The following is a 26562-nucleotide window of genomic DNA, read 5'->3' as shown; positions in this document are numbered from 1 at the left end:
GAGCGCCACTGCTCATCGCATCAGCACCCCGGCCCCCTGCCCCATCTCCTCCGAAGGCACCGCCACCAGCCCCAACTCCGCGCCGGACGCCAGCAACCGATGCGCCGGCAGGATCCGCACCGTGTAGCCGTACGGGCCCGTCCGGTCCAGGGAGAGCGGCCCCTCGTACACCCACCGCCCCTCCGCGTCCGGATTCCCCGTCGGCTTCAGCGGCACCGTCGACGCGTCCGCGATGCGGTCCTCCGAGTCGACGCGGCCCGAGACCGCCTGGACCTCCACGTCGTCCGGACCCAGGTCGCCCAGGCCCACCCGGACGCGCAGGCTGAGCGTCGACCCGAGTTCCGCGGTGGCCGTCGGCGCCGACGTCTCGACGTGGTCGACCGTGACGCCGTGCCACGCCGAGCGCACCCGCCTCTTCCACTCCGCGAGTTCGCGCGCCGCGTCCGGCGTCATCGCGCGGTGCGCGTGGGCGGCCGGGGTGTAGAGGCGCTCGACGTACTCGCGGACCATCCGGCCGGCCAGGACCTTCGGGCCGAGCAGCGTCAGGGTCTGGCGGACCATCTCGATCCAGCGGTCGGGCAACCCGCCCTGGCCCCGCTCGTAGAAGCGGGGCGTGACGCGCTGCTCCAGCAGGTCGTACAGCGCCGCCGCCTCTATGTCGTCGCGGCGGTCCGGGTCCGTGCCGGTGCCGTCGGCCGTGGGGATCGCCCAGCCGAAGTCCGGCTGGAACCACTCGTCCCACCAGCCGTCCAGGACGGAGAGGTTGAGACAGCCGTTCAGCGCCGCCTTCATGCCGGACGTACCGCAGGCCTCCAGGGGCCGTAGCGGGTTGTTCAGCCAGATGTCGCAGCCGGGGTACAGCTTCTGGGCCATCGCCATGCCGTAGTCCGGCAGGAACACGATCCGGTGCCTCACGCGCGGGTCGTCCGCGAACCTCACCAGTTCCTGGACCAGGCGCTTTCCGCCGTCGTCCGCCGGGTGCGCCTTGCCCGCCACCACGATCTGGACGGGCCGCTCCGGGTGCAGAAGCAGGTCCATCAGGCGGTCGCGGTCGCGGAGCATCAGCGTAAGGCGTTTGTACGACGGGACCCGGCGCGCGAATCCGATCGTCAGGACGTCCGGGTCCAGGACGCGGTCGATCCAGCCCAACTCGGCGGTCCCGGCGCCGCGTTGCCGCCAGGAGGTGCGCAGGCGCTGCCGCACCTCCGTCACGAGTTGCTCGCGCAGGTTCCGGCGCAGCTCCCAGATGTCCTGGTCTGGGATGTCCCCGACCGCGTCCCAGCGGTCCGAGCCGCCGACGGTCATGGCGTCCTCGGTGCGCTGGACGCCGATCTGGCGGGCGCCGAGGCGGAAGACCTCGGGGGCGACCCAGGTCGGGGCGTGCACGCCGTTGGTGACCGAGGTGATGGGGACCTCGTCGGGGTCGAATCCCGGCCACAGGCCCGAGAACATCTCGCGGCTGACGTGGCCGTGGAGCAGCGAGACGCCGTTCGCCCGCTGGCCCAGGCGCAGGCCCATCACGGCCATGTTGAAGAGGTTCGGTTCGCCGCCGGGGTACGTCTCCATGCCGAGCTGCAGGATCCGCTCGACCGCGATGCTCGGGAGTTCGGCGTCGGGGCCGAAGTGGTGGGCGACCAGCTCGCGGTCGAAGCGGTCGATGCCGGCCGGGACGGGGGTGTGGGTGGTGAAGACCGTGCCGGCGCGGACGGCTTCCAGCGCGGAGTCGAAGTCCAGGCCCTCGGCGCAGAGTTCGGCGATGCGCTCCAGGCCGAGGAAGCCGGCGTGGCCCTCGTTGGTGTGGAAGACCTCGGGTGCGGGGTGGCCGGTCAGGCGGCAGTACGTGCGGACCGCCCGCACCCCTCCTATGCCCAGCAGCATCTCCTGCAGCAGCCGGTGCTCGCTGCCGCCGCCGTAGAGCCGGTCGGTCACGCCGCGTTCGCCGAGGCCGTTCTCCTCGACGTCGGAGTCCAGCATCAGCAGGGGCACCCGGCCGACCTGGGCGAGCCAGACGCGGGCGTGCAGCTGCTTGCCGCCGGGCAGGGCGAGGGAGACCTGGGCGGGGGTGTCGTCGGGTTCCTTGAGGAGCGCGAGCGGCAGCTCGTTGGGGTCCAGGACCGGGTAGTGCTCCTGCTGCCAGCCGTCCCGGGAGAGACTCTGGCGGAAGTAGCCGTGGCGGTAGAGCAGCCCGACGCCGATCAGGGGTACGCCGAGGTCGCTGGCCGCCTTGAGGTGGTCGCCGGCGAGGATGCCGAGGCCGCCGGAGTACTGGGGCAGGGCGGCCGTGATGCCGAACTCGGGCGAGAAGTAGGCGATGGCGGCGGGCAGTTCGGCGGACTGGTCCTGATACCAGCGCTCGCCCGTGACGTAGTCGTTGAGGTCACCGGCGACCGCGGTGAGGCGGCGCAGGAACCGGCGGTCCTCGGCCAGCTCCGCGAGCCGTCCGGGCGACACGCTGCCCAGCAGCCGTACGGGGTCGTTGCCCGAGGCGGCCCAGCACTCGGGGTCCACGGACTGGAAGAGATCGCGGGTCTCGGCGTGCCAGGACCAGCGCAGATTGCGGGCCAGATCGCTCAGCGGCCGGAGGGCTTCGGGGAGGACAGGACGGACGGTGAATCGACGGATCGCCTTCACGGTTCCACCTCGGGCAGCGCGTGGCGGGGGACGCACGGCAGTGTGCGTCCCGTCATCACTGCGCACGCTATCGGTATGCGGGGCTTCGTAACCACAGTGCGTTTTTGTGGCTGTCAAGCTGAGTACGAAAGAGCACGTCCGTCCGAAAAGCGCCGCAACCTTTGCACACCCCCCAAAGCCGATATGGCCGATTCCGCCCCCGTAGGCGTCCTTGTGGCGACTTCTCACGTCAGGAGAGGCTGACACGTGGCGCACCGGTCCACGCCGGGTGCACCCGGTGATCCAGGGCCGCCGTGCGCCGAGTTGAGGAGGGGAACTCACACCATGGCACGGACGCGCACACGGCGTCTGCGCCGGGCCGGTGGCCTGACCGCGGTGACCTGTGTCGCCGCACTGTCGGCCACCACCATGCCCGCGCACGCCGCACCGGAGGGGCAGATACTCGGCGCCGGAGAACCCGGCTCCGTCAGCGGCAGTTACCTGGTGACACTCAAGGGGGGAACGAAGGCTCCGTCGGCGGCCGGGAAGAGCCTCGCCGAGAAGTACGGGGCGAAAATAAGCCACACTTACGGCACGGTCCTCAACGGATACGCCATCCAGGCCAACGAGAGACAGGCCAAGCGGCTCGCGGCCGACTCCCGCGTCGCGTCGGTCGTCCAGGACACCCGCGTGACGCTCGACCACACCCAGAAGAACCCGCCGTCCTGGGGCCTCGACCGCATCGACCAGCCGAACCTGCCGCTGGACAACCGCTACACCTGGCCCGAGTCCGCGGGCGCCGGAGTGACCGTCTACGTGATCGACACCGGCATCCGCGTCTCGCACAAGGACTTCGGCGGCCGGGCGAGCTACGGCTGGGACTTCGTGGGCAACGACAGGACCGCCGGCGACGGCAACGGCCACGGCACCCATGTCGCCGGCACCATCGCGGGCAAGCAGTACGGCGTCGCCAAGAACGCGAAGGTCGTCGCCGTACGCGTCCTCGACAACGCCGGCAGCGGCACCACGGCCCAGGTCATCGCGGGCATCGACTGGGTGACCAGGCACGCGAAGAAGCCGGCGGTCGCCAACGTCAGCCTCGGCGGCCCCCGCAACGCACAGCTCGACGCCGCCGTGCGCAACTCGATCGCGTCCGGCGTCACCTACACGGTCGCGGCGGGCAACGACGGGCTGCCGGCCGGCCTCTACTCCCCCGCCGCGGTGAAGGAGGCCATCACCGTCGGCGCCACCGACAAGAAGGACGCGCGGGCCGGCTTCTCCAACTTCGGCTCGGCCCTGGACCTGTTCGCCCCGGGCGTCTCGATCACCTCGGCGTCGTACGCGAGCGACACCGGCCGGGCGACCTTCTCCGGTACGTCGATGGCGTCGCCGCACGCGGCGGGCGTGGCCGCGCTCTATCTGGCCGACCACCCCAGGGCCAGGCCGGCCCAGGTGTCCAAGGCGCTGGTGGACGGGGCGGTGTCCGGCAAGGTCTCCGGGCGCGGGCTCGGCTCGCCGAACAAACTCCTGCAGGTACCGGGGTCGTAGCGGCCTCTTCACGCCGAAATGCAGTCATCGGCCCCGTTCTTGCGAACGGGGCCGGTCTTGTGTGTAGACATACGCGTGAGTAGTTAACAAAGTGCCGGATTGCGTACCCGAATAGGGTGGGAAGGCTCCTCCGGTACACCCCACCCGTGCGCCCCCGGGCGTACTGGGAAACACCACGCAGGACCCACCTCCCCACAGCCATCCGCCCACCCACGTTGACGCGGACAGGAGCGGTCATGCCCGCCATGCACCACCAGTCGTCCTCACCCCCGACGTCCCGCACCGATGCGCTTCCCATCCAGCGCGCCGTCACCGCCGACACCGGACCACCCGCCGCGGAGCGATCCTCCGCGAGGGACACGTCCGTCGGCGTCGGGCGCATACCCGTCCTCGACGTCCGCCCGATCGTCCAGCACGGGCGCAGGCCCGCGAAGGCGGTGACCGGCGAGTCCTTCGAGATCTCGGCGACCGTGTTCCGTGAGGGGCATGACGCCGTGGCCGCCAATGTCGTGCTTACCGACCCGGACGGCCGTCCCGGCCCCTGGACGCCGATGCGTGAACTGGCCCCGGGCACCGACCGCTGGGGCGCCACCGTCACCGCCGGCGAACCCGGGCACTGGACCTACCGGGTGGAGGCCTGGGGCGATCCGGTCAGCACCTGGCGGCACCACGCCCAAATCAAGATCCCGGCCGGGATGGACACGGAACTGGTGCTGGAGGAGGGTGCCCGGCTGTACGAGCGTGCGGCCGCCGGAGTGCCCGAGAGCGACGGACGGCGTCAGGTGATCCTCGCGGCCGCCGAGGCGTTGCGGGACGAGAGCCGCCCGGCCTCCTGGCGGTTGGCGGCCGCGCTGACGCCCGAGGTGGATGCGGTGTTGGGGCGGTATCCGCTGCGGGACCTGGTCACCGCCTCGGATGCGCTGCCGCTGCTGGTGGAACGCGAACGCGCCCTGTACGGGGCCTGGTACGAGTTCTTCCCCCGCTCCGAGGGCACCCCCGAACGCCCGCACGGCACCTTCACCACCGCCGCGCGCCGGCTGCCCGCGATCGCCGCCATGGGCTTCGACGTGGTCTACCTGCCGCCCATCCACCCCATCGGCACCACCTTCCGCAAGGGCCGCAACAACACCCTGTCCGCCGGCGCGGACGACGTCGGCGTGCCCTGGGCCATCGGCTCCCCCGAGGGCGGCCACGACGCCGTCCACCCCGACCTGGGCACCCTCGAGGACTTCGACCGCTTCGTCGCCCGCGCCGCCGAACTCGGCCTGGAGATCGCCCTCGACTTCGCCCTGCAGTGCTCCCCCGACCACCCCTGGGTACAGAAACACCCCGAGTGGTTCCACCACCGCCCCGACGGCACCATCGCCTACGCCGAGAACCCGCCGAAGAAGTACCAGGACATCTACCCCCTCGCCTTCGACGCGGACATGGACGGCCTGATCACCGAGACCCTGCGGGTGCTGCGGCACTGGATGGCCCACGGGGTGCGGATCTTCCGGGTGGACAACCCGCACACCAAACCGGTGGTGTTCTGGCAGCGGGTGATCGCCGACATCAACCGCACCGACCCGGACGTGATCTTCCTGGCGGAGGCGTTCACCCGGCCGGCGATGATGCACACCCTGGCCCAGATCGGCTTCCAGCAGTCCTACACCTACTTCACCTGGCGCAACAGCAAGCAGGAGCTGACCGAGTACCTCACCGAGCTGTCGGGTGAGGCGGCGGCCTACATGCGGCCGAACTTCTTCGCCAACACCCCCGACATCCTGCACGCCTACCTCCAGCACGGCGGCCGTCCCGCCTTCGAGGTGCGTGCCGTGCTGGCCGCCACCCTCTCGCCCACCTGGGGCATCTACAGCGGCTACGAGCTGTGCGAGAACACCCCCCTGCGCGAGGGCAGCGAGGAATACCTCGACTCGGAGAAGTACCAACTCCGACCCCGCGACTGGGAAACCGCCGAACGGGAGGGGCGTACGATCACGCCCCTGATCACCCGGCTCAACGCCATCCGGCGCGCGAACCCGGCCCTGCGTCAGCTGCGCGATCTGCACTTCCATCACGCGGACAAGGACGAGGTCATCGCCTACTCGAAGCGGCAGGGCTCGAACACGGTTCTGGTGGTCGCCAACCTCGACCCTCACCACACCCAGGAGGCGACGGTCTCGTTGGACATGCCGCAACTCGGCCTGGACTGGCACGAGTCGGTGTCGGTGCGCGACGAGCTCACCGGCGAGACCTATCACTGGGGCAGGGCCAATTATGTGCGCCTTGAGCCGGGCGGCACGCCCGCGCACATCTTTCGTGTTCTGCGACCGTCCACCCCGCAGATCGGAGGGTCACCCACAAAATGATCGTCAACGAGCCCGTTCAGGACACCTTCGAGGACACTCCTGCCAAGGATCGTGACCCGGATTGGTTCAAGCGCGCCGTCTTCTACGAGGTCCTGGTCCGCTCCTTCCAGGACTCCAACGGCGACGGCGTCGGCGACCTCAAAGGCCTGACCGCCAAACTCGACTACCTGCAATGGCTCGGCGTCGACTGCCTGTGGCTGCCGCCCTTCTTCAAATCACCCCTCCGGGACGGCGGCTACGACGTCTCCGACTACACCTCCGTGCTGCCCGAATTCGGTGACCTCGCCGACTTCGTGGAATTCGTGGACTCGGCCCACCAGCGCGGCATGCGCGTCATCATCGACTTCGTCATGAACCACACCAGCGACCAGCACCCGTGGTTCCAGGAGTCCCGCAGGGACCCGGACGGCCCCTACGGCGACTACTACATGTGGGCCGACGACGACAAACAGTACGCCGACGCGCGCATCATCTTCGTCGACACCGAGGCCTCCAACTGGACCTTCGATCCGGTCCGCAAGCAGTACTTCTTCCACCGCTTCTTCTCCCACCAGCCGGACCTCAACTACGAGAACCCGGCGGTGCAGGAGGAGATCCTCTCCGCGCTGAAGTTCTGGCTGGACCTGGGAATCGACGGTTTCCGGCTGGACGCGGTGCCGTATCTGTACGCGGAGGAGGGCACGAACTGCGAGAACCTGCCCGCGACCCATGAGTTCCTCAAGCGGGTGCGGAAGGAGATCGACGCCCACTATCCGGACACGGTGCTGCTGGCGGAGGCCAACCAGTGGCCGGAGGACGTCGTCGACTACTTCGGCGACTTCCAGTCCGGCGGCGACGAATGCCACATGGCCTTCCACTTCCCGGTGATGCCCCGCATCTTCATGGCCGTCCGGCGGGAATCGCGCTACCCCGTCTCCGAAATCCTCGCCAAGACCCCGGCCATTCCCTCCGGCTGCCAGTGGGGCATCTTCCTGCGCAACCACGACGAGCTGACCCTCGAAATGGTCACCGACGAGGAACGCGACTACATGTACGCGGAGTACGCCAAGGACCCGCGTATGCGCGCCAACATCGGCATCCGCAGGCGGCTCGCCCCGCTCCTCGACAACGACCGCAACCAGATCGAGCTTTTCACCGCTCTGCTGCTGTCGCTCCCCGGCTCGCCGATCCTCTATTACGGCGACGAGATCGGCATGGGCGACAACATCTGGCTCGGCGACCGCGACGCCGTCCGCACGCCGATGCAGTGGACCCCGGACCGCAACGCCGGTTTCTCGTCGAGCGACCCGGGTCGGCTGTTCCTGCCCACGATCATGGACCCGGTCTACGGCTACCAGGTGACGAACGTCGAGGCGTCGATGTCCTCGCCGTCCTCGCTGCTGCACTGGACCCGTCGCATGATCGAGATCCGCAAGCAGAACCCGGCCTTCGGACTCGGCTCGTACACCGAACTCCAGTCGTCGAATCCGGCCGTGATCGCCTTCCTGCGCGAATACGAGGACGATCTCGTCCTGTGCGTGAACAACTTCTCCCGGTTCGCACAGCCGACGGAACTGGATCTGCGGAGGTTCAACGGGCGGCATCCCGTCGAGCTGTTCGGCGGGGTGCGATTCCCGGCCATCGGTGAGCTCCCGTACTTGCTGACTCTCGGAGGCCACGGCTTCTACTGGTTCCGGCTGCGCAAGGACGCCGCCTGAGAGCCCGGCGGGGCGGTTTCTACCGCCCCGCCCGGGGCACGCATCAGTAACACCCCGACCGGCCCGGGGAAAGGACGCGACGCCATGTCGGAAGCCGTCACCCGTACCACCCTCACGACCTCTCCCGGTCTCCTTGCGTCGCTGGACCCACTCCTGCGGGAGTGGCTGCCGCGGCAGCGGTGGTTCGCGGGCAAGGGCCGTCCCGTCACGGGCTTCTCGCTGGTGGCGGCCACCGAGCTGCTGCCGCCCGGCGGCAAGCTGGGCCTGTACCACCTGCTGGTGCGCGCCCATCAGCCCCTCGTACCGGTGCCGGGCGCCCCGGAGCAGCCCGCGGACTGCTACCAGCTCCTCATAGGAGAGCGCGAGGCGCTGCCGCCCCGGCTGGCGCCCGCGCTGATCGGACACGTGGCCGAGGGCCCGCTCGCCGGACGCACTGTGTACGACGCCCTGTACGACCTGCGCCCCGCCGAACTGCTCCTGGAGGCACTGCGCGCCGGGGCCAGGATCGGCGGGCTGCGCTTCGAACGCGACGGGAGCCAGGAGATCCGGTCCGGCCTGGTGCCGCGCCTGGTGACCTCCGAGCAGTCGAACTCGTCGGTCGTCTACGGCGATACGTTCATCCTGAAGCTGTTGCGCCGGGTCGTCCCCGGCGTCAATCCCGACCTGGAGCTCCCGCTGGCGCTGGCCCGCGAGGGCTGCGACCGGGTGCCCGCGCCGACGGCATGGATCAGGGCGGAGCTCTCCGGCGACTCGTACGTCCTCGGCGTGCTCCAGCCCTTCGTGCAGGGCGCGGCGGACGGCTGGGAACTGGCGCTGCGCGAGCTGGCCAAGGGCGAGGACTTCGGCGCCGCGGCACGGGCGCTCGGGCGCGCGACCGCCGAGGTACACACGGCGCTGGCCCGTACGCTTCCGACGGTGACTCTGGGGCACGTGCAAGTGCAGCAGCTGGTCGACGGCATGGTCGAGCGGCTGGACGCGGCCGCTCAGGCCGTGCCCACGCTGCGGCCGTACGCCCCCGGTCTGCGCTCCGCCTTCGAGGCGCTGGCCGACCTGGCCGCCGAGGGCTGCACCTGGACCGCCCAGCGCATCCACGGCGACCTGCATCTCGGGCAGTGTCTGCGCTCGCCCGCCGGCCAGTGGTGGCTCATCGACTTCGAGGGCGAGCCGTCGAAGCCGCTGGCCGAGCGGCGCATGCCACAGCCGCCGGTGCGGGACGTGGCCGGGATGCTGCGCTCCTTCGACTACGCGGCCCACTCGGCCGACCCGCCCATACCGGGCTGGGCCGAGACCTGCCGGGCCGCGTACTGCTCCGGATACGCCGAGGTCAGCGGCGTCGATCCGCGGACCGATCCGGTGCTGCTGCGCGCGTACGAGACCGACAAGGCGATCTACGAGGTCGTCTACGAGGCCCGCCACCGCCCCGACTGGCTCCCCGTACCGCTGTCCGCGATACGCCGTCTCGCCTCGGACTCCGGCACCCCGATCCCGTCACCGTCCCCGTCCCCCTCCACCCCCGCACCCGCATCCCCACCTTCGCCGAGGAGGCCCCGCCCGTGACCCCCCGCACCACTCCCTCCAGCGGTTCGGATCCGAAGAAGACGGCCGAGAAGCCGGTCGTGGACACGACCGAGGAGAAGGCCGCGAAGACGAGCGTCGCGAAAAAGGCGGCGACGAAGACGGCCAAGGCCGCCGAGAAGGCCGCGGAGGCCATGAAGAAGGGGACGACGAAGAAGGCCGCGGCGAAGAAGACGGCCGCGAAGAAGGCGCCGGCGAAGAAGGCCGCCGCCAAGAAGACCACCACCAAGAAAGCCACCGCGAAGAAGGCCGTGGCCAAGAAAGCCACCGCGAAAACCACGACGGCGAAGACCACGGCAGCGAAGAGCACCACTCCGAAGAAGGCCGCTGCCAAGAAGATCCCGGCGCAGAAGACGACGCCCAAGAAGATCCCCGCGCAGAAGGCGGCCCCCGAGAGGGCCACTCCGAAGCCTGCGGATCCGAAGCCCGCGGAACCCCTGGCGCCCGTAGAGGCAGCCGTCTCCCCCGCTCTCGACGCCGGCGACCGCGACCGTCTCCTCAGCGGCACCCACCACGACCCGCACTCCGTCCTCGGGGCACACCCGGTGCCCGGCGGGGTCGCCTTCCGCGCCTTCCGGCCGTACGCCCTGTCGGTGACCGTCGTCGCCGGGAGCCTGCGGGCCGAGCTGCACGACGACGGGGAAGGGTTCTTCTCAGGCCTGTTGCCGCTGCGGGACGTACCGTCGGACTACCGGCTCCTCATCGCCTACGAGGGGACGGTCCAGGAGACCGAGGACGCGTACCGTTTCCTGCCCGCACTGGGCGAGCTCGACCTGCATCTGATCGGTGAGGGACGGCACGAGCAGCTGTGGCGGGCGCTCGGCGCCGAGCCGATGACACACCAGGGCGTGACCGGCACCCGCTTCACGGTGTGGGCGCCGAACGCACGCGGCGTGTCGCTGGCCGGCACCTTCAACTACTGGGACGGCACGGGCTATCCGCTGCGCTCGCTCGGCGGCTCCGGCGTCTGGGAGCTGTTCGTGCCCGGCATCGGTGAGGGCGAGCTGTACAAGTTCGAGATCACGCGGCCGGACGGTTCCAAGACGCTGCGCGCGGACCCGCTGGCCCGCCGAACCGAGGCGCCGCCGAACACGTCGTCCGTCGTGCACGCCTCGCAGCACGAGTGGGGGGACGCGGCGTGGCTGGAGCGGCGCGGGTCGGTGCCGACGCACGAGGCGCCGTTCTCGGTGTACGAGGTCCACCTCCCGTCGTGGCGCCCTGGCCTGACGTATCGTCAACTCTCCGAGCAGCTCCCCGCGTACGTCAAGGACCTGGGCTTCACCCACGTCGAGCTGATGCCGGTCGCCGAGCACCCCTTCGGCGGCTCGTGGGGCTACCAGGTCACCGGCTTCTACGCGCCCACGGCGCGGCTCGGCACGCCGGACGACTTCAAGTACCTGGTCGACGCCCTGCACCAGGCCGGGATCGGCGTGCTGATGGACTGGGTGCCGGCGCACTTCCCGCGGGACGACTGGGCGCTGGCCGAGTTCGACGGGCGTCCGCTGTACGAGCACGAGGATCCGCTGCGGTCCGCGCACCCCGACTGGGGGACGCTGGAGTTCGACTTCGGGCGGCGAGAGGTGCGCAACTTCCTCGTCGCCAACGCCACGTACTGGTGCGAGGAGTTCCACATCGACGGGCTGCGGGTGGACGCCGTCGCCTCCATGCTCTACCTGGACTACTCGCGCGAGCCGGGCCAGTGGGTGCCGAACGAGCACGGTGGGCGGGAGAACCTGGACGCGGTGGCGTTCCTGCAGGAGATGAACGCGACGGTGTACCGGAGGGTGCCGGGGGTCGTGACGATCGCGGAGGAGTCGACGGCCTGGGACGGCGTGACGCGCCCGACGCATGTGTCGGGTCCCGGCGGTTTCGGGGGCCTCGGCTTCGGCCTGAAGTGGAACATGGGCTGGATGCACGACTCGCTGGAGTACATGGCCAAGGAGCCGATCCACCGCAAGTACCACCACAACGAGATGACGTTCTCGATGGTGTACGCCTACAGCGAGAACTACGTGCTGCCCATCTCCCACGACGAGGTCGTGCACGGCAAGCGCTCGCTGGTGTCGAAGATGCCGGGTGACTGGTGGCAGCAGCGCGCCAACCACCGTGCGTACCTGGGCTACATGTGGGCCCACCCCGGCAAGCAGCTCCTCTTCATGGGACAGGAGTTCGCGCAGGGCGCGGAGTGGTCCGAGGCGCACGGGCCGGACTGGTGGCTGCTGGATCCGGCGTACGGGGCGGAGCCGGACCACCGGGGTGTGCGGGACCTGGTCCGCGACCTGAACACGGTCTACCGGCACACCCCGGCTCTCTGGCAGCGGGACACCGACCCGTCCGGCTTCCAGTGGGTGGTCGGGGACGCGGCCGACGACAACGTGTTCGCGTTCCTGCGCTTCGACGCCGAGGGGGCTCCGCTGCTGGCGGTGTCGAACATGTCGCCGGTCGTGCGGCACGAGTACCGGCTGGGCGTGCCGGACGACGTCCCCGCGTGGCACGAGACGCTGAACACGGACGCGGCGCGCTACGGCGGCAGCGACGTGACGAACCCCGACCCGATCAAGCCGGAGGCCCAGCCGTGGCACGGCCGCGCGGCGAGTATCCGGCTGACGCTGCCACCGCTGGCCACCGTCTGGCTCCGGCCGGCCTAGGGTTTTTCGCCCCCGCCATCCCTACCCGTCCCATCCTTGAAGGGGCTCCGCCCCTTCCACCCCGCCAGGGGGCTCCGCCCCCTGGACCCCCGCTCCTCAAACGCCGGAGGGGCTGACTTACCCAGCCCGTCCGGCGTTTGAGGACGAGGCCCCTTCAGGGCCGAAGCGGGGGTCTGGGGGCCGCAGGCCCCCAGGAACCGGGGTCGAAGGGGCAGCGCCCCTGGAGGACGGGACGGGTAAGGGCGGCGGGGGCGAGACCCGTTCAGGTCGTGGTCAGCGGCTTCGGCAGGCGGCCCGTGTGCAGGACGCCCAGCCGCTGCGTGGCCCGCGTCAGCGCCACGTACAGGTCGCTCGTGCCGTACAGCCCGGGCTCCACCACCAGCACCGAGTCGAACTCCAACCCCTTCGACTGACGTGGATCGAGGAGGACGACGGCCTGCGTGAGGTCGGGTTCCGCCCCCGCCGTCACCCCGTCCAGCCCCGCCGCCAGCCTGCGGTGCAGATGGCGAGGCGCGATGACCGCGAGGCGACCCTCCGCCGGGGTCAGCTCCTCGACCGCCTTGGCCACCGCACCGGGGAGGTCGTCGGTGGCGCGGATCCACGGCCGTACGCCAGTCGAGCGCACCGAACTGGGCGGTTCGAAGTCGGGGTTCTCGGCGCGCACCACAGCCGCCGCCAGCTCCATGATCTCGGCCGGTGTGCGGTAGTTGACGCCGAGGCGGGTGTGCTCCCAGCGGTCCTCGACGTACGGGGCGAGGATCCCGGACCACGAGCCGACGCCCGCCGCCTCCGCGGTCTGCGCCGGGTCTCCGACCAGCGTCATCGAACGGGTCGGGCTGCGCCGCATGAGCAACCGCCAGGCCATCGGCGACAACTCCTGCGCCTCGTCGACGATGATGTGCCCGAACGCCCAGGTACGGTCGGCCGCCGCCCGCTCGGCGGCGCTGCGATGGTCGTCCTCCTCCTGGCGTTCGGCGAAGCGCTCGGCGTCGATGATGTCGTGCGCGGAGAGGACCTCACTGTCGTCGTCCTCCTTGTCCTCGAACTCGTACGTCCGCGAGGCGTACGAGACATCCAGGACGCCCTGCGCGTACGCCACCTGCGTCTCCCGCTCGCGCTCCGCCCGCGCCCGCGCCACCCGCTCGTCCACGCCCAGCAGTTCGGCCGCCTCGTCGAGCAGCGGTACGTCCGCCACGGTCCACTCCCGGGTCACCGGCCGGCGAATCGCGGCCGCGTCCTCGTCGGGGAGGTAGCCGACCGGATCGGCGAGGAAGTCCGCGACCAGGCGCTGCGGGGTCAGTCGCGGCCACAACTGGTCGATGGCCGCCCACACTTCGGGGTTCTCGGCGAGCTCGTCGCGGATCTGGGTGATGTCGGCGTCGTCGAGGAGGCTGGTGCCGTCGTACGGGTCGGTGCCGACGCGCTCGGCGTACAGCTCGGTGAGCGTGTTGAGGATGTGGCCCTCGAAGTGCTCGCGCGCGACGTTGTGCGGCAGCCGTGCGGCGCGGGTCTTCTCGCGCGCCACCTTCACCAGGCCGTCGTCGAGCATCAGGATCTCGCGGTCGTGCTCGATCGCGATCACCGGATCGGGCAGCGCCTGCCAGTCGCGTACGACCTCGGCGAGCACGTCCGCCATGTCGGCACGCCCCTTCACCGCGGCCGCCTCACGGCTGTCGGCCGCCGTCGCCCGCACGCCGGGGAACAGCTCGCCGACCGTGGCCAGCAGCACACCCGTCTCGCCCAGCGAGGGCAGGACCTCGCCGATGTAGCCGAGGAAGGCGGGGTTGGGGCCGACGATCAGGACCGCGCGCTTGGCGAGCAGTTCGCGGTGCTCGTAGAGGAGATACGCGGCGCGGTGCAGGGCGACCGCCGTCTTGCCCGTGCCGGGGCCGCCCTCCACCACCAGCACTCCGCGGTGCGGGGCCCGGATGATCTCGTCCTGCTCGGCCTGGATGGTCTGGACGATGTCGTTCATCCGGCCGGTGCGCGCGGAGTTCAGCGCGGCGAGCAGCACCGCGTCACCGGTCGGGTCCTCGTGGCCGGTCCGCTCCTGGTCGCCCAGGTCGAGGATCTCGTCGTGCAGGGCCGTGACGGTACGGCCGCTGGTGGTGATGTGCCGCCTGCGCCTGATCCCCATGGGGGTGTGGCCGGTGGCCAGGTAGAAGGGGCGGGCGACGTCGGCCCGCCAGTCGATGAGGATCGGGGTGCGCTCGGCGTCGTCGGTGCGCAGACCGATCCGGCCGATGTGGTGGGCGACGCCCGAGGAGTGGTCGATCCGGCCGAAGCAGAGCGAGCCGTCCACCGCGTTCAGCGCGGCGAGCAGCCCCGAGCGCTCGGCGACGAGGATGTCCCGCTCCAGCCGCGCCTGCATGGGCGTGTTGCCCTGGGCGAGCGCGTCCGTGACGGAGGTCTCGGTGTCACCGCGCAGCGCGTCCACGCGCGCGTACAGGTCGTCGATGAATTCCTGCTCGCGCCGCATTTCACCGTCTTGAAATTCGGTGTTTGACAATTCCGCTCCCGCCCGGATATACTGTGCTCACTGAACTTCTCCGCGACCCAACCCGATTGAAGTCGCGAACCATTGAATATACGCAAAGAAATCCCCGAGCGCAATTGCTCGAGGGATTTTTCCGTATTCCGGCGAGATCGGACGGGCTCAGCGAGATCAGAGCACGTCGGACAGCTCCTCCAGCAGCCGCCGCTTCGGTCGTGCCCCCACCATCGACTTCACGGGCTCGCCGCCGCGGAACACCATGAACGTCGGCATGGACAGCACCTTGTAGGCATTCGTGGTCAGTGGGTTGGTGTCCACGTCCAGCTGCACCACCTTGAGCCGCTCCCCCTCCTCAGAGGCGACAGCGCTGAGCACCGGCCCCATCTGCCGACACGGCGGGCACCAGTCGGCGGTGAACTCCACCAGCACCGGCAGCTCCGCCCCGATCACCTCCGCCTCGAAGTCCGCGTCCGTCACCTCGGCCACGCCTGCTGCCCTGATCACAGCTCCTGCCCTCCCAGTTCGCACAACGGTGGTTCCCCTTCGGCCAACACTGTCTCCTGCTCGGCCATCGCGAGCCGCAGGCCGATCTTGGCCCGCACGGCCTGCAACTCCCCGATCAGCGCGTCGAGCTCGTCCAGCTTGCGCCGGTAGACCGCGAGCGAGGCGGGACACGAGTCGCCCTCCGGGTGCCCGGCCCGCAGACACTCCACGAACGGCCGGGTCTCCTCCAGGTCGAACCCGAAGTCCTGCAGCGTCCTGATCTGCCGCAGCAGCTTCAGATCGCTCTCGTCGTACGTCCGATACCCGTTGCCACTGCGCCGCGCGGGCAGCAGCCCCCGCGACTCGTAGTAGCGCAACGTGCGCGTCGTGGTCCCGGCCCGCGCGGCCAGCTCGCCGATTCGCATGCGTACGAACGTAAGCCTTGACGCCGACGTCAGGGCAACCGCGGCAGGAGAGGCTTTCCCCGCACGGGGGAGGACAGCACGATCGACGTCGTCGTACGGCCCAGCGCCGAGGTCTGTTCGAGGACCTCCTCCAGGTGGACCGTGTCCTCGACGGCGACCTTGAGGATCCAGCAGTCCTCGCCGACGACGTGGTGGACCTCGATGATCTCCGGGCGGCCGATCAGCTCCAGGGTGCGCGGATGGCGGAGGGTGTAGCCGCCGTGCGGGTTGACCCGGATGAAGGCCTGGATGCCGTAGCCCAGCCGGGCGGGCGCGACCTGGGCGCCGTACCCCGTGATCGCTCCCGCAGCCTCCAGCCGCCGTACCCGCTCGGTGACGGCTGCCGGGCTGAGGCACACCCGGCGGCCCAGCTCGCTCAGCTTGATCCGGCCGTCGGTCTGGAGCAGTTCCAGGATCTGCCGGTCCAAGGCGTCGAAGGCCACCGATGTTTCGTTGGCGGCCGGGCGCAGATGCCGTGGTTCTTTCGGCGTGGTGGCCGGATCTCCCATGTCTTCCCCTTCAGAACGCGATGCGGGGCCCAGAGAATTATGGTCATGCGAAAGGCACGAGAGGTACTGGTCATCGGCGGCAACCGCTACTTCGGCAAACGGCTGATCGCGCGGCTGCTGGCCGCCGGAGACCGCGTGACGGTCCTCAACCGCGGATCGTCGGCTGCGCCGCCCGGCGCGGGGCGGCTTGTCGCCGACCGGAACGACGAGAAGTCCCTGACGGCGGCGCTGGGTTCGCGGACCTTCGACGCCGTGGTCGACCAGGTCTGTTACACACCGCGCCAGGCGGAGATCGCCCGCCGGGTCTTCACCGGCCGCACCCGTCGTTACGTGCTGACCTCGACGGTGGAGGTGTACGAGTACGAGGACTCGATCGCCCCCGTGCGCGAGACGTACGTGAATCCGCTGGACGTGTCCGTGGACCTCGAACTCCCCTGGGACGACCCCGAGTTCCTCGACACCCACTACGGCGAGGGCAAGCGGCAGGCGGAGGCCGTGTTCGCAGCCGACCCGGCCTTCCCTTACACGACGGTGCGGGTCGCCCATGTGCTGGGCGGGGACGACGACTTCACCGGCCGTATGACCCACTACGCGAGCCGCATCCGCGCCCGCGCGCCCATCGCCGTACCCGTGGTGAACCACCCGGCGACCTACATCCACGTCGAGGAGATCGCCGACTTCCTGTTCTGGGCGGTGGGCCAGGACTTCACCGGCCCCGTCAACGCCGCCTCCCACGGCCGGCTGACCACCGCTGACCTGTGCGACGCGATCGCCGCGCGCATCCCGGACGGCGAGACCGTCTTCCAGCCCGTCGAGGTCGGCGAGGTCTCCCCGTTCTCCTTCACACGCTTCTACGGCATGGACAACTCCCGTGCCACGCGGCTCGGTTTCCGCTTCACGCAGGCCCGGCAGTGGCTCCCGAAGGCCGTCGCCGAGACGCTCGGAAAGGACGGCACCTGACATGCGCCACCGCACTCTCGGCCCCCACCGCGTGAGCGCCATCGGCCTCGGCGTGATGCCGTTGTCCATCGAGGGCCGCCCCGACGACCGGCGCGCCCTGGCCACCGTGCACGCCGCCCTGGACTCGGGGGTGACACTGCTGGACACGGCGGACTCGTACCATCTGCCCGGCGCCGAGCCCGGTCACAACGAACTCCTCGTGGCCCGCGCGCTGGCCGCGTACGGCGGTGACACGGACCGCGTGCTCGTGGCCACCAAGGGCGGCCGCGGCAGGCCTGCCGACGGCAGCTGGACGGTCAACGGCGACCCCCGCCACCTCAAGGCGGCCGCCGAGGCCTCGCTGCGGCGGCTCGGCGTCGAGGCGATCAGCCTCTACCAGCTCCACAAGCCCGATCCCTCCGTTCCCTTCGAGGAGTCGGTCGGCGCGCTGCGCGAGCTTCTCGACGAGGGCAAGATCCGCATGGCCGGCGTCTCCAACACGGACGCGGACCAGATCCGCACGGCCCGTCGGATCCTCGGCGAACAGCTGGTCTCGGTGCAGAACCGGTACTCGCCCGCCGTACGGGACAGCGAGGCCGAGCTTCGGCTGTGCGCGGAGCTGGGACTGGCGTTCCTGCCGTGGAGCCCGCTGGGCGGCATCTCCCGCAGCTCGCTGGACGGGCCGTCGCGGACGCAGGACGACCCGCGCTTCGGCGCCTTCCACGCCGTGGCCGACGCACGCGGCGTCAGCCCACAGCAGGTGTGCCTGGCCTGGCTGCTGGCACGGTTCCCCGCCGTGCTCCCGATTCCGGGAGCGAGCCGCCCGGAGACGATCCGGGATTCGGCGGCCGCGGCGGACCTGGTGCTCGGCGCGGAGGAGTTGGCACGGCTCGACGGTGCGACCGCTCGGGTCGGTTGACGATCCCCGCTCAGTCCTCGTCCTCGTCCCTCTCCCCGTCGTCCCCCTCCTCATCGCGCATGCCCTCCGTGTCGGTGCCCGTGTCCGCGTCCGCGCCCCGCACCCCGAGCAGGCGGCGGGTGAGGCGGTCGTGGTCGGAGAGGAGTTCGTCGAGGGCGGCGCGGACGTCGTCCGGCTGGGTGCGGGGGGACTCGCGCTCGGCCGCGATCAGCACGGAGCGCCGTACCAGCTCCTTGGTGAAGGAGGCCGTCGTGCCCTCCGTGCGGGTCACCACCTCGTCCGTGATGTCCTTGCCGAGGCCGAGTCCGGCGCCGTAGAGGTCGAGCAGGCGGGCGCGGCCCTCGGCGTCCGGGAGGGGAATCTCGACGGCGAGGTCGATACGGCCGGGGCGCTGGGCCAGGGCCGGCTCCAGCAGGTCGGCCCGGTTGGTGGTGAGGAGGAAGGCGACGTCGGCGTCGTCGCCGAGGCCGTCCATCTCGTTCAGGACCTGGAAGAGCAGGGGCTGGTCGCCACCGCCGTAGTCGCGGGCCTCGGCGATCAGATCGCAGTCCTCCAGGACGACGAGCGCCGGCTGGAGCATACGGGCCAGGGCGCAGGCGGGGCCGATGGCCGAGATGCTGGTGCCGGCGAGGATCACCACCGTGAACTGCGGGAGGTGGGAGAGCAGATAGCGGATCGTGTGGGTCTTCCCGGTGCCGGGCGGGCCGTACAGCAGCAGTCCGCGGCGCAGATGCCGGCCGGCCGCGCGCAACTGCTCGCGGCGCCGGGCCACGCCCACGACCTGGCGTTCCAGACGTTCGAGGAGGCCGGGGGGCAGCACGATGTCGTCGCGGGTGAGGACCGGACGGCGATGGAAGCGGAAGGGCCCGAGACCATGCCCGAACTCCGAGCCCTCGAAGGAGAGGACCTGCCCACGGAAGACGTTGTCTTCCCGTACGAGGATGTCGAGCTCGGCGAGCACGCGGTCCCCGAACTCCTTGTCCCGCGCGAGGACTTCGACCTCGACCTTGTTGCGCCCGTACTCGTCCTGCGGTCCGCGCAGCAGCACCGCGAACCGTTCGTCGCCCTCGCGGCCGAGGTAGAACCCGCAGGAGACGCAGGCCAGTTCGGTGTCCGGCGCGACGGGGAGGTGGGCGTAGTCGACGGCGCCGATCACGAACCGGTCGTAGCGGTCGGCCGCGTCGAGGATGTCGCCGAGGGTGAGATCGCCGTGGTGCCGGCCACCGCGCAGGCCGATCAGCTCGTGGGAGCGGGCGGCGTCGGCGGCGAACCAGCGCTCCAGGGCGAGATGGACGTTGGGCAGGTCGTACGGTGCGTACGCCGCCTTGACCACGGGGCGGTCGGTCGGGGTGGAGCCGAGGTGGGCCATCAGCCGTGTGCTGAGGTTACGGCCGTCCTCCTGGTCCTTGCGTGATGCGCGGGCGACCGCCATCAGGAACTCGTAGAACAGGTCGTTCACTTGCTCCAGCGAGACAAGGGACGGCTCCTGGGCCCGTGGGGTGGACAACGGCTCTCGGGCCGGTGGGACCGCTGACGGTTCCTGGTCACGTGAGCCGGTCGACGCCTCTTCCGCCATGCCCGCCTCCTGGGGGACGGCCTGCATCAGGGCTTCCAGCGTGAGGCCGGGCGGGACGGCGGGTCAAAGGATTTCGGCGAGCGGGGCCACGCCCCGTAGGTGACCGGGCGGCTGAGAGACGGGGGAGCATCTCAGCCGCCCGGAGTGTGATGGCCGGACGCCCGGCCCCGGTTCAGGCGGGGCCGGGCGTCCGGAGCAGGGACCGGACGGGCCGGAGGTCAGGCCTTTGCGAGTTCCTTCTCGCCGCCCTGTTCCGGGACCTCGGCCGGGGCGCCGTGGCCGTCGTCGTCCAGGAGGGTCTTCTCGTCGAACGGGAGCTGACCGGCGAGCACTTGGTCGACGCGCTCGCGGTCGATCTCCTTCGTCCAGGTGCCGATCAGGACCGTGGCCACGGCGTTGCCCGCGAAGTTCGTCAGGGCGCGGGCCTCGCTCATGAAGCGGTCGATGCCGACGACCAGGCCGATGCCGTCCACCAGGGCCGGTTTGTGCGACTGCAGACCACCGGCCAGCGTGGCCAGACCGGCCCCGGTGACACCGGCGGCGCCCTTCGAGGCGACCAGCAGGAACAGCAGCAGCGGGATCTGCTCACCGAGTGACATCGGCGTGCCCATGGCGTCGGCGATGAACAGGGACGCCATGGTCATGTAGATCATGGTGCCGTCGAGGTTGAAGGAGTAGCCGGTCGGGACGGTGATGCCGACGACGGGCTTGCTGACACCCAGGTGCTCCATCTTCGCGATGAGCCGCGGCAGCGCGGACTCGGACGAGGACGTGGACAGGATCAGCAGGAACTCACGGCCCAGGTACTTGAAGAGCGTGAGGATGTTGAGGCCGGCGACGATCCGCAGCAGCGCGGCCAGCACGATGAAGACGAAGAGGAAGCAGGTGACGTAGAAGCCCAGCATCAGCACGGCGAGGCTCTTGAGCGCGTCCAGACCGGCGGAACCGGTGACGGCGGCGATGGCACCGAAGGCACCGATCGGCGCGGCCCACATCACCATGGCGAGGATGCGGAAGACGAGCCGCTGGATGTGCTCCACACCCCGCAGGATCGGCTGCCCGGCATCGCCCATGGCCTGCAGGGCGAAACCGGCCAGCAGCGCCACGAGCAGGGTCTGCAGCACCTCGCCCCCGGTGAAGGCGGAGACGATCGTGGTCGGGATGATGCCGAGCAGGAACTCGGTGGTGTCCTTGGCCTCCGCGTCGACCTGCGCATGACCGGCGTCCTTGACGGCGTCGGTGATGGCGAGCCCGGTGCCCGGCTCCAGGATGTTTCCGACGACGAGCCCGATACCGAGCGCGACCAGCGACATCACGAGGAAGTAGACCAGCGCGATACCGCCGACGGCACCGACCTTGGCGGCCTTCCGTACCGAGCCGATGCCCAGCACGATCGTGCAGAAGATGATCGGCGAGATCATCATCTTGATCAGGTTCACGAAGCCCGTTCCGATGGGCTTCAGCTCGACCGCGAGGTCGGGCGCGGCCAGACCCACGGCGATACCGAGGGCGACCGCGATGATCACCGCGATGTAGAGGTAGTGCGTGCGGTCCCGCTTGGCGACGGGTGCGGCAGGTGCCGTATCGGGGGAACTGGCGGCGGCCACGGCTGCCCTCCTTGACGTCTTCGTCGGCATCACCGGCGTGCGGCTCACGTCCGGGGTGGGGGTTCGCTGAGCGGGTGCCGCGCCCCGGTGCGGGGACGACGCCCTGGGGACGGGGGTCGTATTCAGCGATGCGGTGACTATCTCCCGCTGTGTGAGGGCGGTCACCCTTCCGTTCATTTAGTTCACAATCAGCCAGGGAGGCAGACTGACGACATGCGCATCCGTGTCCCGAGACCCCGCAGCCTCGCCGCTCAGCTCTTCGCCATGCAGGCCGTGCTGATAGCGGTGCTCGTCGCCGGATACGCGATCTTCACCTACGTCAGCGACCGCGGCCAGGCCGAGGACGCGGCGGGCCGGCAGGCCATGGCGGTGGCCCAGTCGATCGCGGACGCCCCGTCCGTACGGGAGGCGATCCGCACCGACGACCCGACGGCCGAGCTCCAGCCGTACGCGCTCCGGGTCCAGCACGACGCCGACGTCGACTTCGTCACGATCATGAACCGCGAGGGCATCCGCTGGACGCACCCCGACAAGAACCAGATCGGCCAGCACTTCCGCGGCCACACGGAGCGCGCCCTGCGCGGCGAGCCCTTCACGGAGGTGTACACCGGCACGCTGGGCCCGTCCGTCCGCGCGGTCGTACCGATCTACGACGGGGGAAGGGACCCGGCGCACATCGTCGGGCTGGTCAGCGCGGGCATCCGGGTCGAGGCGATCAGCAAGCGGGTGCAGGACCAGGTCGCGGCCCTGATCGGCGTCGCGGGGGGCGCGCTCGCACTGGGGGCGATCGGCACGTACGTCATCAACGCCAGGTTGCGCCGCCATACGCACGGCATGAACGCGGCCGAGCTCAGCCGCATGCACGACTATCACCAGGCCGCGCTGCACGCGGTGCGGGAGGGGCTGCTGATGCTGGACGGGCAGTACCGGGTGGCGTTGATCAACGACGGCGGGCGGGAGCTGCTGGGTGTGGACGGCGATGTCGTGGGCCGGTCGGTGGCGGAGCTGGGACTGCCGGCGCCGCTGACCGGGGCACTGCTGGCGTCCGAGCCGAGGGTCGACGAGGTGCATCTGGCGGCGGAGCGGGTGCTGGTGGTGAACACGTCGCCGGTGTCGGGCGGTGAGCGGCGCGGAACGGTGGTGACGCTGAGGGATGTGACCGAACTCCAGTCCCTGATGGGCGAGTTGGACTCCGAGCGGGGCTTCACCCAGGCCCTGCGCTCCCAGGCCCACGAGGCGGCGAACCGGCTGCACACGGTGGTCTCGCTGATCGAGCTGGGGCGGGCCGAGGAGGCGGTCGAGTTCGCGACAGCCGAGTTGGAGCTGGCACAGGCCCTGACCGACCAAGTGGTGGCCGCGGTGAGCGAGCCGGTGCTGGCGGCGTTGTTGCTGGGGAAGACTGCGCAGGCGAACGAACGGGGTGTGGAGCTCGTCGTATCGGAAGACAGCCGGCTGGACGACGGCCTGCTGCCGGACGCCCTGCCCGCTCGGGACCTCGTGACGATACTGGGCAACCTGATCGACAACGCGGTGGACGCGGCGCAGGGAAGCGTGGGGGCGCGGGTGACGGTGACGGCGTACGCCGAGGGCGGCGAGCTGGTGCTGCGGGTGTCGGACACGGGAGCCGGGGTGGACCCCGCGCTTGCCGAGGCGGTGTTCCAGCGCGGGTTCTCGACGAAGCCGGCCGGGCCGGGGGGACGGGGGCTGGGACTGGCGCTCGTACGACAGGCCGCGATCCGGCACCAAGGGGTGTTGTCGGTGGCGGAGGCCGACGGGGGTGGGGCGGTGTTCGAGGTGCGGTTGCCGTTGTCGGGAGGGGGTGGGTCGGAGGCGGGCGGGGCCCACGGGGGCGGGGCCCACGGGGACGGGTCCCAGGGGGCTGGGTCGGAAACGGCCAAGTCCGAGGGGGCCGGGTCGGAGGGGACCGGGCCGGAGGGGACCACGCCGGAAGGGACCGTTTCTCAGGGCGCGGCGGTTTCGAGAGGTGACGTATGACGGCGGCGGACGAGCAGGCGATTCGTGTCCTGGTCGTGGAGGACGACCCGGTGGCGGCGGACGCGCACATGATGTACGTCGGCCGGGTGCCCGGGTTCGTCGCGGTCGGCAAGGCGCATACGGGGGCGGAGGCGCGGCGCGCGCTGGAACGGACGCCGGTGGATCTGCTGTTGCTGGACCTGCACCTGCCGGATGTGCACGGGCTGCAGTTGGCGCGGTCGTTGCGGGCGGCCGGGTATCACGCGGATGTGATCGCGGTGACGTCGGCGCGGGATCTGGCCGTGGTGCGGGAGGGGGTGTCGCTGGGGGTCGTGCAGTACGTGCTGAAGCCGTTCACGTTCGCGACGCTGCGGGATCGGCTGGTGCGGTACGCCGAGTTCCATGCGGCGGTGGGCGAGGCGAGCGGGCAGGACGAGGTGGACCGGGCGTTGGCGGCGTTGCGGGCGCCCTCGCCTGCGGCGCTGCCGAAAGGGTTGAGCGGGCCGACGTTGGAGCGGGTGACGGGGGCTGTGCGGGAGGCCGAGGAGGGGCTTACGGCGGCGGGGGTGGCTGAGGCTGTGGGGATTTCCCGGATTACGGCTCGGCGGTATCTGGAGCATTTGGTGGAGGCGGGGAGGGCTGAGCGGAAGCCGGTTTATGGGCAGGTGGGGAGGCCGGAGTTGGTTTATCGGTGGGTTCGGGGGGCGCCGGGTCGCTGAGGGTTTCTGCCCAGGCGAGGGCTTGGGTTGCTTCAGTGGGGGCGTGGGCGCGAGTGAAGGCATCGGCGGCCTGGAGATAAGCGGTCCGGGCTTCGGCGGGGTGGTCGGCGGCCGTATGAGCCATCCCCAGATTTCTGAGAGTTCGGCCGACTTCGAACCAGTCGTCGAACTGCCTCAGGATCTCGCAGACGTGGCCGTATAACTCGATGGCCTCTTCCCTCCGGCCCATTTCCTCCAAGGCAAGACCCAGGTTGTTCAGCGACATGGCCTCACGTTGGTAGTCCCCAACGGCATGGAACAGATCTCGAGCATGAACGTGAGCCTCGAATTCCTCTTCTTCCCGTCCCGCCTGCCCAAGGGTGCTACCTAGATTTCCCCACGCCATGGCCTCGCGATGACGGTCTCCGACCGACCGAAACAAATCACGGGCGTGAATATGGGCCTCTATCGCCTCCTCCACTCGGCCTGACTGCACCAGGCTGACGCCCAGGTTGGAGAACGTGATGGCCTCTCGGTGGCGATCGCCGACGGACCGGAAGAGTGCAAGCGCGCGGTTGTGCGCCTCGACCGCCTCCTCGGGCCGATCCGTCTCCCGCAGGGCGATGCCGAGGTAGTCCGACTGCGTGGCCTCTGCCATGGCGTCACCAGCGCGGTGCGCCGCCTCGCGCGCGATGCTGGAGACAGTGATCCAGTCGTCGAACTGCCGGCGCCACGGCAAGTACTGCGCGAGGCAATCGGCCAATCGCACTGCCGTGGCCGCATAGCGTTTCTGCCGAGCCCACTGCACCGCCGCCACTAGCCCCGCCCGCTCAGCGTCCAGCCACGAAATTGCGTCCGCCCGCGATGCGAACCCCTCCGGTTCAACCGTCCCCGGCAACCAGCGCAACCGGTCATCAGCCGCATCCGCCCACCGGTAGTAAAAACCCAGCACGCGCTCCCGCGCCGCCTCCCCCTCCTCCCGCAACCCCGCATCCCCCGCCACCACACCCACCCCGAACACCCGCACCAAGTCATGCAACCGCCACCATCCACGCCCACTCCCCCGCCCAACGAGGTGTGCACGGGCCAAGGCCTTCAGCTCCCGCACCGGTGGTGCCTCAGCATCGACCAGCGTGGCGGCAACCTCGTCGCTCACCTCGGGTCCCGGCGCAAGGGCGAGCAAGCGCAGCAGCCGAGCCTGGTCCGGCGGCAGCCGACGGTAGGAGAGCTCGAAGGCAGCACGGACGCTGCGTTCGCCGTCGTCGAGATGGTCGAGGCGGTCACGGGACGCGGCGAGTTCCTCCACGAGTTCCGCCACCGGCATGTCCGGGTCCTCCGCCAGCAGAGCGGCCGCAATCTGCAGGGCCAGCGGGAGGTGCCCGCAGAGGCCGGCGAGTCGCTCGGCCGTGTCGGCATCGTCCACGACCCGGCCGTCGTACGGGTCGGCGATGCGCAAGGCGCCGTCGAGGAGTTCGTACGCCTCCTTCGGGCTGAGCTGGTCCAAGGGGACGAGCCGCGCGCCCAATTGGGGCAGCCGGTCGCGCGACGTGACCAGGACATGGTGCCGGGCGTCGCCCGGCAGGAGGGGCCGTACCTGATCCGGTGAGGAGGCGTTGTCGGCCAGGACCAGTACCGCGCCGCGCTCCTCGGCCCGGGCGGCCAGTGTCGAACGGTAGAGCACCGCCCGCTCATCTGCCGTAGTCGGGATGTGTTCCGGCGGGGTGCCCAGGGCGCGGAGCAGGGCCTGGAGGGCATGGTCGGCGGCGACGGGCTCCTGGTCGTAACCGTGCAGGTCGATGAAGAGAAACCCGCCGGGGAACCAGTCCCGCTCACGGGCCAGGTGCGCGGTCTCGACGGCCAGCGCGGTCTTGCCGATGCCGCCGAGACCGGACACGGCGGCGACGAGCGTCGCCGGGGACTCGGACGACTGCGCCCCGGCCGGGTCCAGCGCGCGCAGCAACGCAGCGGTCTCGCGCTCCCGGCCGGTGAATCCGCCGGGCCTCGGCGGCAGCCCGGCCAGCGCCTCGGGAACCGCGACCCCGCCCTGCTGAATCACGACCTGTACGCCGACCACCTCGCGCAGAAAGACCCCGCCCCGAAAGTCGGCATGGTCGCCGTCGTACCAGGACGTCTCGCTTCCCGGCGCATTCCCCTCCATGGCCCGCGCGACGGCACCAGCGGCACCCTGCGGATCGGCGGCGAGCAGGTCGGCCACTGCCTCGCCCCACTCCCGTACGGCGTCTCTCCGTGCCGGGTTCTGAGCCGCCTCGGCGATTTCCTGGGCGGATGCCCCAGCACTCAGCCCCACGGCCCGCGCCAGCCTCTCCACCGCCCGGCGTCCGCCGTCCCCACCCGCGCCCTCGGCCAGGGCCACCAGTAGCGCAGCTTTCATCCGCCCGTTCCCTACCCCGTGCTCGCCCCCGTCGGCCGGTTCAAGACCGTACGTACGTCAAAGGTACGGCGTCACAAG

The 26562-nt window shown here is 70.4% G+C and carries 16 protein-coding genes and 1 pseudogene; 9 read left to right on the top strand and 8 right to left on the bottom strand.

The features are described from left to right. Positions 1-12 precede the first annotated feature (12 nt). Positions 13-2631, bottom strand: a complete 2619-nt coding sequence (locus ACQEV2_RS29610) for a glycosyltransferase family 1 protein (protein WP_433047982.1) — start codon at positions 2629-2631, stop codon at positions 13-15. 324 nt (positions 2632-2955) lie between these two features. Here ACQEV2_RS29610 and ACQEV2_RS29605 point away from each other — a divergent pair, with 324 nt between their 5' ends. From ACQEV2_RS29605 to glgB, 5 genes are all read left to right on the top strand, one after another. Continuing rightward, positions 2956-4158: a S8 family peptidase gene (locus tag ACQEV2_RS29605; protein WP_433047979.1), complete on the top strand. Its 1203-nt coding sequence runs from the start codon at positions 2956-2958 to the stop codon at positions 4156-4158. A gap of 236 nt (positions 4159-4394) precedes the next feature. After that, the gene (locus tag ACQEV2_RS29600) at positions 4395-6509 is read left to right on the top strand and encodes a maltotransferase domain-containing protein (protein WP_433047976.1); all 2115 of its coding nucleotides are present in this window, start codon (positions 4395-4397) and stop codon (positions 6507-6509) included. Further along, positions 6506-8206 carry a maltose alpha-D-glucosyltransferase gene (gene treS, locus ACQEV2_RS29595; protein ID WP_433047974.1) on the top strand — a complete coding sequence of 567 codons (1701 nt, stop codon included), beginning with the start codon at positions 6506-6508 and terminating at the stop codon, positions 8204-8206. The genes ACQEV2_RS29600 and treS overlap by 4 nt, the downstream gene beginning before the upstream one ends. Positions 8207-8290: 84 nt before the next feature. Next, entirely contained in the window at positions 8291-9763 is a 1473-nt protein-coding gene (locus ACQEV2_RS29590) for a maltokinase N-terminal cap-like domain-containing protein (RefSeq protein WP_433047971.1), read from the top strand. Further along, positions 9760-12429: a 1,4-alpha-glucan branching enzyme gene (gene glgB, locus ACQEV2_RS29585; RefSeq protein WP_433047968.1), complete on the top strand. Its 2670-nt coding sequence runs from the start codon at positions 9760-9762 to the stop codon at positions 12427-12429. The genes ACQEV2_RS29590 and glgB overlap by 4 nt, the downstream gene beginning before the upstream one ends. Positions 12430-12691: 262 nt before the next feature. On the opposite strand, the gene ACQEV2_RS29580 is transcribed toward glgB, so the two are convergent. The 4 genes from ACQEV2_RS29580 to ACQEV2_RS29565 form a co-directional block, all read right to left on the bottom strand. Beyond that, a complete protein-coding gene (locus tag ACQEV2_RS29580) occupies positions 12692-14908 on the bottom strand; it encodes a HelD family protein (RefSeq protein ID WP_433047965.1) in 2217 nt (738 codons plus the stop codon). 186 nt (positions 14909-15094) lie between these two features. Then, positions 15095-15409 carry a thioredoxin family protein gene (locus tag ACQEV2_RS29575; protein ID WP_433054879.1) on the bottom strand — a complete coding sequence of 105 codons (315 nt, stop codon included), beginning with the start codon at positions 15407-15409 and terminating at the stop codon, positions 15095-15097. Between the two features lie 14 nt (positions 15410-15423). Next, positions 15424-15831: a MerR family transcriptional regulator gene (locus ACQEV2_RS29570; protein WP_433047962.1), complete on the bottom strand. Its 408-nt coding sequence runs from the start codon at positions 15829-15831 to the stop codon at positions 15424-15426. A gap of 29 nt (positions 15832-15860) precedes the next feature. Next, the gene (locus ACQEV2_RS29565) at positions 15861-16379 is read right to left on the bottom strand and encodes an Lrp/AsnC family transcriptional regulator (RefSeq protein WP_433047959.1); all 519 of its coding nucleotides are present in this window, start codon (positions 16377-16379) and stop codon (positions 15861-15863) included. A gap of 45 nt (positions 16380-16424) precedes the next feature. Between ACQEV2_RS29565 and ACQEV2_RS29560 the strand changes: the two genes are divergently transcribed. Then, complete coding sequence (locus ACQEV2_RS29560) at positions 16425-17339, top strand: NAD-dependent epimerase/dehydratase family protein (protein WP_433047956.1); 915 nt, start codon at positions 16425-16427, stop codon at positions 17337-17339. Between the two features lies 1 nt (position 17340). Then, a complete protein-coding gene (locus ACQEV2_RS29555; protein ID WP_433047953.1) occupies positions 17341-18237 on the top strand; it encodes an aldo/keto reductase in 897 nt (298 codons plus the stop codon). Between the two features lie 10 nt (positions 18238-18247). On the opposite strand, the gene ACQEV2_RS29550 is transcribed toward ACQEV2_RS29555, so the two are convergent. Together ACQEV2_RS29550 and ACQEV2_RS29545 are read right to left on the bottom strand one after the other, a co-directional pair. Next, the gene (locus tag ACQEV2_RS29550) at positions 18248-19840 is read right to left on the bottom strand and encodes an AAA family ATPase (RefSeq protein WP_433047950.1); all 1593 of its coding nucleotides are present in this window, start codon (positions 19838-19840) and stop codon (positions 18248-18250) included. Positions 19841-20031: 191 nt separating this feature from the next. Continuing rightward, positions 20032-21450: a cation:dicarboxylate symporter family transporter gene (locus ACQEV2_RS29545; RefSeq protein WP_433054876.1), complete on the bottom strand. Its 1419-nt coding sequence runs from the start codon at positions 21448-21450 to the stop codon at positions 20032-20034. A 183-nt stretch (positions 21451-21633) separates the two neighbouring features. Between ACQEV2_RS29545 and ACQEV2_RS29540 the strand changes: the two genes are divergently transcribed. Both ACQEV2_RS29540 and ACQEV2_RS29535 read left to right on the top strand, forming a co-directional pair. Beyond that, positions 21634-23415 carry a sensor histidine kinase gene (locus ACQEV2_RS29540; protein WP_433047947.1) on the top strand — a complete coding sequence of 594 codons (1782 nt, stop codon included), beginning with the start codon at positions 21634-21636 and terminating at the stop codon, positions 23413-23415. After that, positions 23412-24113, top strand: a complete 702-nt coding sequence (locus ACQEV2_RS29535; RefSeq protein WP_433047944.1) for a response regulator — start codon at positions 23412-23414, stop codon at positions 24111-24113. Before ACQEV2_RS29540 ends, ACQEV2_RS29535 begins: the two co-directional genes overlap by 4 nt. Here ACQEV2_RS29535 and ACQEV2_RS29530 read toward each other — a convergent pair. Next, positions 24109-26484 (bottom strand): annotated as a pseudogene (locus ACQEV2_RS29530) (tetratricopeptide repeat protein); the annotation flags it as partial. The gene ACQEV2_RS29535 and the pseudogene ACQEV2_RS29530 overlap by 5 nt on opposite strands. Between the last annotated feature and the right edge of the window lie 78 nt (positions 26485-26562).

It is taken from the genome of Streptomyces sp. CA-251387 (assembly GCF_050936625.1).
Lineage (GTDB): Bacteria > Actinomycetota > Actinomycetes > Streptomycetales > Streptomycetaceae > Streptomyces.
The sequence above is the reverse complement of the archived record's forward strand: the minus strand, read 5'-3'. Positions and strand labels throughout refer to the sequence as shown.